Genomic DNA, 5,752 nt, shown 5'->3' with positions numbered 1-5,752 from the left:
CGGTGCCGGCGGCGACGCCCATGGTCGCGAGCATCGCGACGGAGGCGAGGCCGGCGAGCGGCGCGCGCCAAACCTTGTTGTTTCCTGTCATAGTCAGGAACCTTTCTTCTAGGGACACAGGAAACAAATGGAAGTACGCCGGCGAATAGGCAACAGATAGGCATGTGAAAACGCCTCAAGTGCCTTATGAAACCATCATTATTGGTAGAGCCAATCCTGTTCCGAGACCGCGGCCTATTAGACTCCATCGCCGGCGTGGCAAAACGGATAGCCCTTCCCCATCCCGACACGCCTGAGATCTCCTTGGCGCAGCGTCTTGCCGGCGATCCATCCGATCTACCACGCGCTCAATCAGACGAGGGGCCGATCGCTAGGGAGTCAGTTCTTCATCCGCTGGTAGATGTCGCGTTGCAGTTCGTCGTCGACCTGTGTTGGGGAAAGCTGCCGGTAAACGTTCGGAACGGCGGCGTATCCGGCGTCACGAAGATGGGAGGTGAGATTCGCCTGTGTTGTCGACTCGTATTCCTCCGGAGTCTTGACGATGCGTGAGAACATATCGACCAAGGCCGACTCGTCGGCGGTTTCCCGCGCAACCTGCGAGGCCTGATCGTTCTCCTGCTTGGATATGAGACTCCAGTCCAACCGCCATCCGGCGTCCCGAGCGATGAGATCCCAAAACAGGCGTTGTGCCCGGCCGTTGCCTTCTCGAAACGGGTGGAGAATATTGAAATTGTCGTAATTGGCGCTGATGCGATTGACGAACGTATCGCGATCCATGCCTTGCAGCAGATGATCCTCCCGGAGCGTTCTCTCGCAATACTGGACACCCATACCGAATACGGCAAGCGGCTGGAAGACCTGGCCCGTTCCCTTGGCGATGTCCACCGTTCTGATCTGCCCAGCCCAGTCATAGACATCCTGGAACAGCTGATGATGGATCCACTGCAGTTGCTCCAGCGTACCATCCGCTTTCGGCGGATGCTCCCTCAGCTCAAGGATCCGGACGGACACGAAGTCATTCTCAGCCGCCTCGAGCTCATCCGCGGTCGTGGCCCCTACCAGATTGCGCAGGATGTTGGTACCCGGTATCAGGTACGGGTCGAACGCTTCGGGGAGTTCGATCATACGGTTTCCAGCCCGTAACGGTTGCGGGTGCGGTTGAGCAGCTCTCGGATGCTGATCCTCTCTTCGATGTAGTCTCGCGCGTCGGCAAGGAATGCCGGTGTGACGTCGCCGCCTTCCAAGTGGGCGGAATGGACCGCTTCGGCCACGCCGACCGCACGTGATTCCCGTTCTGACATTGCGCCTCCTTGACTGTATTCATAATATCAACGGCAAAATAGAGATAAGCCTTCGCGCTGCGGCGTTGCTTCCGTCCCTTCACCGACATCCGTACCTATGACGAATAGGGGGAGGCCCCTCCCGGAATTTGGTTTCCGGAAGGGGCCTCCCCTTGTTTGTTTGACCTGTTTTCAGTCCCTTAGCGGGGGCCGGTCACTCGGTTCAGCGGGTCTTGAAGATCACGCCGTCGAGCTTCCAGCCGGCCTTGGTGTTCATGGTCACCTCGGACGACTTGGTCGTGTACAGGTGCGTGCCGACCTTCTCGTACGGGTTGAACAGACGGGTCACCGCGGTGTCGCCGCCCTGCGGGGCGTGTGCATTCAAAACACGAGTTATGGGGGTCATTCTTGAGAAAAACAACGACGATGACCCCCATAACGGCGTCACTCCGGATGTTTCATGTGTTCCCATGACGCGGGGAATGCGGCGCTGTTTGTCGGTCGTTGTTGGTTTGTACTTTGTTGTATGTCTGTGTACGACCGGGAGGGGAGCCTGCGGATGGATGGCGCGACGTGGAAGTTGAACGGCCTGCATCTGTCGAATTTCCGTTGTTTTGGTGATTTGGCTGTTGACTTCGATGATCGGGTGACCGTGCTCGCCGGCGACAATGGCTCCGGGAAGACCACGATTCTGGAAGCCGCGGCGATCGCGTTGGGCGCTTTGCTGGTCAAGGTCGATAATCCGTACGCACGCGTGCATCCGGTTGCGTTCGCCACGTCCGACATGCGTTTGAAGCCCATCAGAACGGGCAGCATGCTGTCTTTGGAGCCGCAGCCGGTTGCCGTCGCGGCCGAGGGCGTCGCGTTCGGTGATCCTATCCAATGGTCCCGGGCGAAGACGAGTGTCGCGGGACGTACGTTGTCCGCTGGCGCGGCTCAGGCGATCGGGGTTTCCGAACGTATTCAGGAAATCGTGCGGCGGGGGGATCCGTCCACGCTGCCGTTGCTGGCGTACTATGGGGCCGGTCGTTTGTGGGTGCACAAGAAGGAAAAGACGAACGCCGATCGTTGGTTCGCGAAGGGGTTTTCCCGGTCCAGCGGGTACGTGGATTGTCTGGATGCGGCGTCCAACGACAAGATGATGACGAGCTGGTTCAGGCAGATGGCGTCCATCGAGCTTGAGGACGGCCGCAGGCCTCCGGAGCTTGTGGCGGTGGTCGATGCCGTTTCCGCGTGTTTCCGTGACCTGACCGGCGACGGGAACGTGACCGTCCGTTACAGTGCACGCGATTACGGTTTGGTCGTGGACGGGCTGACGGAGAACGGCGTCGAGCGAGGCCCCTTGCCGTTCGAGAATTTGAGCGACGGGTATCGCGGCGTACTCAGTCTGATCGCGGATATCGCCTATCGTATGGCCGTATTGAACCCTGACGCTGATGAGATCCTGCATTCGCCCGGGATCGTGCTGATCGACGAGATCGATCTGCATCTGCATCCGAAATGGCAGGAGCGGGTCGTGCACGACCTGACCGGGATCTTCCCGAACGTGCAGTTCATCGTGAGCAGCCATGCGCCCGCGGTGATCGCGTCGGTTCTGGACAACCAGATCCGACGTGTGCGCAGACGTACCGAGCAGGAGGAGCTCGAGCTGGAAGAACCCACCAGCGAGGATGATTCCAACGTGCTGGGCGCCGAATCGTCGCGGCCGCAGACACCAGCAGCCAAACCGGTGCGAACCGGTCCAACTCCCGCCGGCGCGCGTGTAGATAGTAGCCGGCCACGAAATAGAACAGGACGATGCCCGAGAACATCGGCCAGTTGAACAACGTCGCGAAATAACGTCGACGGGAGGGGAAAAGCAGAGCCTTTTAGCGTCTTGCCCACAGATTGAATACGAATCCGTGCCGGTCACGCTCGTAGGTTCGCATGAGCTGGTATCCGAACGAGGCGAACAAGTGGGCGCTGGCGCGGTTGTCCTCGTCGATCGTGGCGACGAACGCCGGATCCAGACCTCGCTGGACGGCGTTACGGGTCGCCGTCGCCATCGCGTCACGCAAAGCCTGCGTGCCCAATCCCAGCCCGCGCAGCCTGCGCGAGACGGCGATCAAGGCAATCTCGTAAACGCCGTCGCCGCGATGCACCACCGCACAATACGAAGCCAGACCGCCGGTTTCGTCATCTACCCCCACACGAATCCAGCAGTCCTTCTCGTGGTACACCGGACTGTTGTGAATGAGCTTCTGCACCAGCAGCGCCCACGGCTCCGGATGAAGTGACTCTCCCTTGATCCAACGGCCATCCACCTGGCGGTTGGGTGGTACGGGATCGGTACAGGCGAAATCCGCGAACCTGGGCTGGTCGGACTTGTCTGCGAAGCGGAAGCGAACCGGCACGAGAGTATCCCGTCGGTTGATCAGGCGTAAACGCGTTCGCGGATCGTCCGAACGGTATCGGACTCCGACTTATGGGACTTGCCGAGGAACTCCAAGACATCCTCGGGCAGGGGCGCGTCACACAAGCGGAGATAGTCGTATTCCGCACTGTCCTTATCGATGTTGTATAGATCGGCGAGCTTGACCATGACGTGCCTCCTTTCGTACGGACCATGCTACCTCACGCCGTGACCCGACGCATCACGGTGCCCTCCAAATGGGCTGAATGGACCGCCTCGGCTACACCGAATAGAGGGTTCTCCTTTCGTTTGTCTGACCCTCATGCCGGGTAGACCGTGCCGAATTCCTCGTTCATGGTTCTGCGCCGGCACAGGATGTACAGTTTCGTCTCGTAGAACGATTCCTTCAGGTCCCGTTCGGCGACGAGCCCGCGGATCTCCCGACGGCAGGCTCCGTCCACGTCCCGCGCCCTGCCCGTGCTCATCAGTTCACGCATCAACCGGTTCACGGCCGCATTCCGTGGCCCCGCCGCCGCTGAGGAAATCATAGGCCGTGCGTGCCTCGACGTACCGGGAGTTCGTGTCCCCGACCAGGCCGGACAGCTCCTCCAGACGATCCTTCGCCGCATCATAGTCCCCGTCGTCCAACGCCGCTTCGACACCGGACAGCAGACGCCGCACGGGTTCGGGCAGATCGTGGCCACCCTGCACGCTCGTGACGGTATCGGAGACCGGCTGGCCGTACGTCTCGAAACTCGGCGCCTCCGCCCGCGCGATCCCGGTGCCGGGATCGAACGTCAGCGCGCGCACGTGGCTGCCGCCCACCGACGAGATCACCAACGGCGCGTGCGTGGAGACGATGAACTGGACCTTCGGGAACAAACCCGTCAGCACGCTCAGGATCCGCTCCTGCCACAGGGGATGCAGGTGCAGGTCCACCTCGTCCACGAGCACCACGCCCGGCGTCCGTTCGACCGCCAATCGTCCCAGACCGGGATTGAGCATCGCCATGCGGTACGCCATGTCCGCGACCATGCCGACCGTGACCCGATACCCGTCGCTGAGCGACTCGAACGGCTCATCGTCGCACACGCTGCCATCCGGCGCGACATAACTGACCAGCATGCCCCCGTCCGCGTAATCCACGCGGGCCCCGTCATGACCGGTGATCATCCCAAGACAAGCCGACACCACGTCACGCACGGCCTGATACGAGGCGATCGTCGTGCGACGCCGGTCTTCCTCGGCCGTCATCTTCTTGAACCACGTGGCCATCTGCTTGTAACTGACCGCGGAATTCAAACAACCGTCATACCCGCCGAACCGGTTCCCCGCCTGCAGATACGCGTCCGAATGCGTCTTCCACTGCCGACGGTCACGCGGCCACAGCCAATCGGTGCCGTAATACCCCAACAAGGGCAGCACCGTGGAAGGATCCGTCCGCACCCCATTCTGATACGCGTCGGACAACGAGATCATCTCATGCGCGTCGGCCACGGTCATCTTCCCGTCCGCACGCCGCAACGCCCGACTCCACGACACCATATCGGAATCACCCCGCTCCGGCTCCTTTCCGGGAAACGCGAGAGCCCCCCTCGCCGTGATCTCCACCGGAAACTGCCGCTGCGTGTCATACACGCCATCCAGCACATACCTGACCCGCCGAGCATCGGCACGCTGGATGGACGGACCATACACGTCCGGGATCTTCGCCAGAAAAGTCCCCAACATGACCGCGGCCGCGTCAAGCACCGCCGTCTTGCCCATGCCGTTGCTCCCCACCAGCACCGTCAGACGAGGATCGAAACCAACGGACAGCTCCGAGAACTTACGGAAATTACGCACGGACAGCCAATCCAACCGCATAACACCCTCCCCGACAGCCTCGAACAAACACACTTGGCGCCAATCCTATAACCCCGCGCGGAACCCGAACAGTCTCGGCGTCACGCCCCTGTGTCCCTAGAAGAAAGGTTCCTGACTATGACAGGAAACAACAAGGTTTGGCGCGCGCCGCTCGCCGGCCTCGCCTCCGTCGCGATGCTCGCGACCATGGGCGTCGCCGCCGGCACCGCGAACG

At 61.2% G+C, this 5,752-nt stretch carries 8 protein-coding genes; 1 reads left to right on the top strand and 7 read right to left on the bottom strand.

From position 1 onward, the window contains the following. Positions 1–378: 378 nt before the first annotated feature. The 3 genes from JS533_RS13290 to JS533_RS13280 all read right to left on the bottom strand — a co-directional run bounded on the left by JS533_RS13290 (position 379) and on the right by JS533_RS13280 (position 1,665). The gene (locus tag JS533_RS13290) at positions 379–1,125 is read right to left on the bottom strand and encodes a Fic/DOC family protein (RefSeq protein WP_241515265.1); all 747 of its coding nucleotides are present in this window, start codon (positions 1,123–1,125) and stop codon (positions 379–381) included. After that, entirely contained in the window at positions 1,122–1,301 is a 180-nt protein-coding gene (locus JS533_RS13285; protein ID WP_241515263.1) for an antitoxin VbhA family protein, read from the bottom strand. The genes JS533_RS13290 and JS533_RS13285 overlap by 4 nt, the downstream gene beginning before the upstream one ends. Positions 1,302–1,503: 202 nt before the next feature. Next, positions 1,504–1,665: a hypothetical protein gene (locus JS533_RS13280; protein WP_241515262.1), complete on the bottom strand. Its 162-nt coding sequence runs from the start codon at positions 1,663–1,665 to the stop codon at positions 1,504–1,506. A 141-nt stretch (positions 1,666–1,806) separates the two neighbouring features. Here JS533_RS13280 and JS533_RS13275 point away from each other — a divergent pair, with 141 nt between their 5' ends. Further along, positions 1,807–3,102, top strand: a complete 1,296-nt coding sequence (locus tag JS533_RS13275) for an AAA family ATPase (protein WP_241515260.1) — start codon at positions 1,807–1,809, stop codon at positions 3,100–3,102. Positions 3,103–3,148: 46 nt separating this feature from the next. On the opposite strand, the gene JS533_RS13270 is transcribed toward JS533_RS13275, so the two are convergent. The 4 genes from JS533_RS13270 to JS533_RS13255 all read right to left on the bottom strand — a co-directional run bounded on the left by JS533_RS13270 (position 3,149) and on the right by JS533_RS13255 (position 5,538). Beyond that, positions 3,149–3,673 (bottom strand): GNAT family N-acetyltransferase, encoded by a 525-nt coding sequence (locus JS533_RS13270; protein WP_241515258.1) that lies wholly within the window; start codon positions 3,671–3,673, stop codon positions 3,149–3,151. 20 nt (positions 3,674–3,693) lie between these two features. After that, entirely contained in the window at positions 3,694–3,861 is a 168-nt protein-coding gene (locus JS533_RS13265; RefSeq protein WP_241515256.1) for a hypothetical protein, read from the bottom strand. Between the two features lie 131 nt (positions 3,862–3,992). Then, a complete protein-coding gene (locus JS533_RS13260; RefSeq protein WP_241515255.1) occupies positions 3,993–4,157 on the bottom strand; it encodes a hypothetical protein in 165 nt (54 codons plus the stop codon). Positions 4,158–4,161: 4 nt separating this feature from the next. Continuing rightward, positions 4,162–5,538 carry an AAA family ATPase gene (locus JS533_RS13255; protein WP_241515253.1) on the bottom strand — a complete coding sequence of 459 codons (1,377 nt, stop codon included), beginning with the start codon at positions 5,536–5,538 and terminating at the stop codon, positions 4,162–4,164. Positions 5,539–5,752: the final 214 nt, after the last annotated feature.

This window comes from Bifidobacterium amazonense (assembly GCF_018555435.2).
In the GTDB taxonomy this organism is placed as follows: domain Bacteria; phylum Actinomycetota; class Actinomycetes; order Actinomycetales; family Bifidobacteriaceae; genus Bifidobacterium; species Bifidobacterium amazonense.
This window is presented reverse-complemented; position numbering and strand designations above follow the sequence as displayed.

Coding starts and splice junctions, on each gene's coding strand:
- JS533_RS13290 (WP_241515265.1), bottom strand. CDS start 1,125: ATGATCGAACTCCCCGAAGCGTTCGACCCGTACCTGATACCGGGTACC.
- JS533_RS13285 (WP_241515263.1), bottom strand. CDS start 1,301: ATGTCAGAACGGGAATCACGTGCGGTCGGCGTGGCCGAAGCGGTCCAT.
- JS533_RS13275 (WP_241515260.1), top strand. CDS start 1,807: ATGTCTGTGTACGACCGGGAGGGGAGCCTGCGGATGGATGGCGCGACG.
- JS533_RS13265 (WP_241515256.1), bottom strand. CDS start 3,861: ATGGTCAAGCTCGCCGATCTATACAACATCGATAAGGACAGTGCGGAA.
- JS533_RS13260 (WP_241515255.1), bottom strand. CDS start 4,157: ATGAGCACGGGCAGGGCGCGGGACGTGGACGGAGCCTGCCGTCGGGAG.
- JS533_RS13255 (WP_241515253.1), bottom strand. CDS start 5,538: ATGCGGTTGGATTGGCTGTCCGTGCGTAATTTCCGTAAGTTCTCGGAG.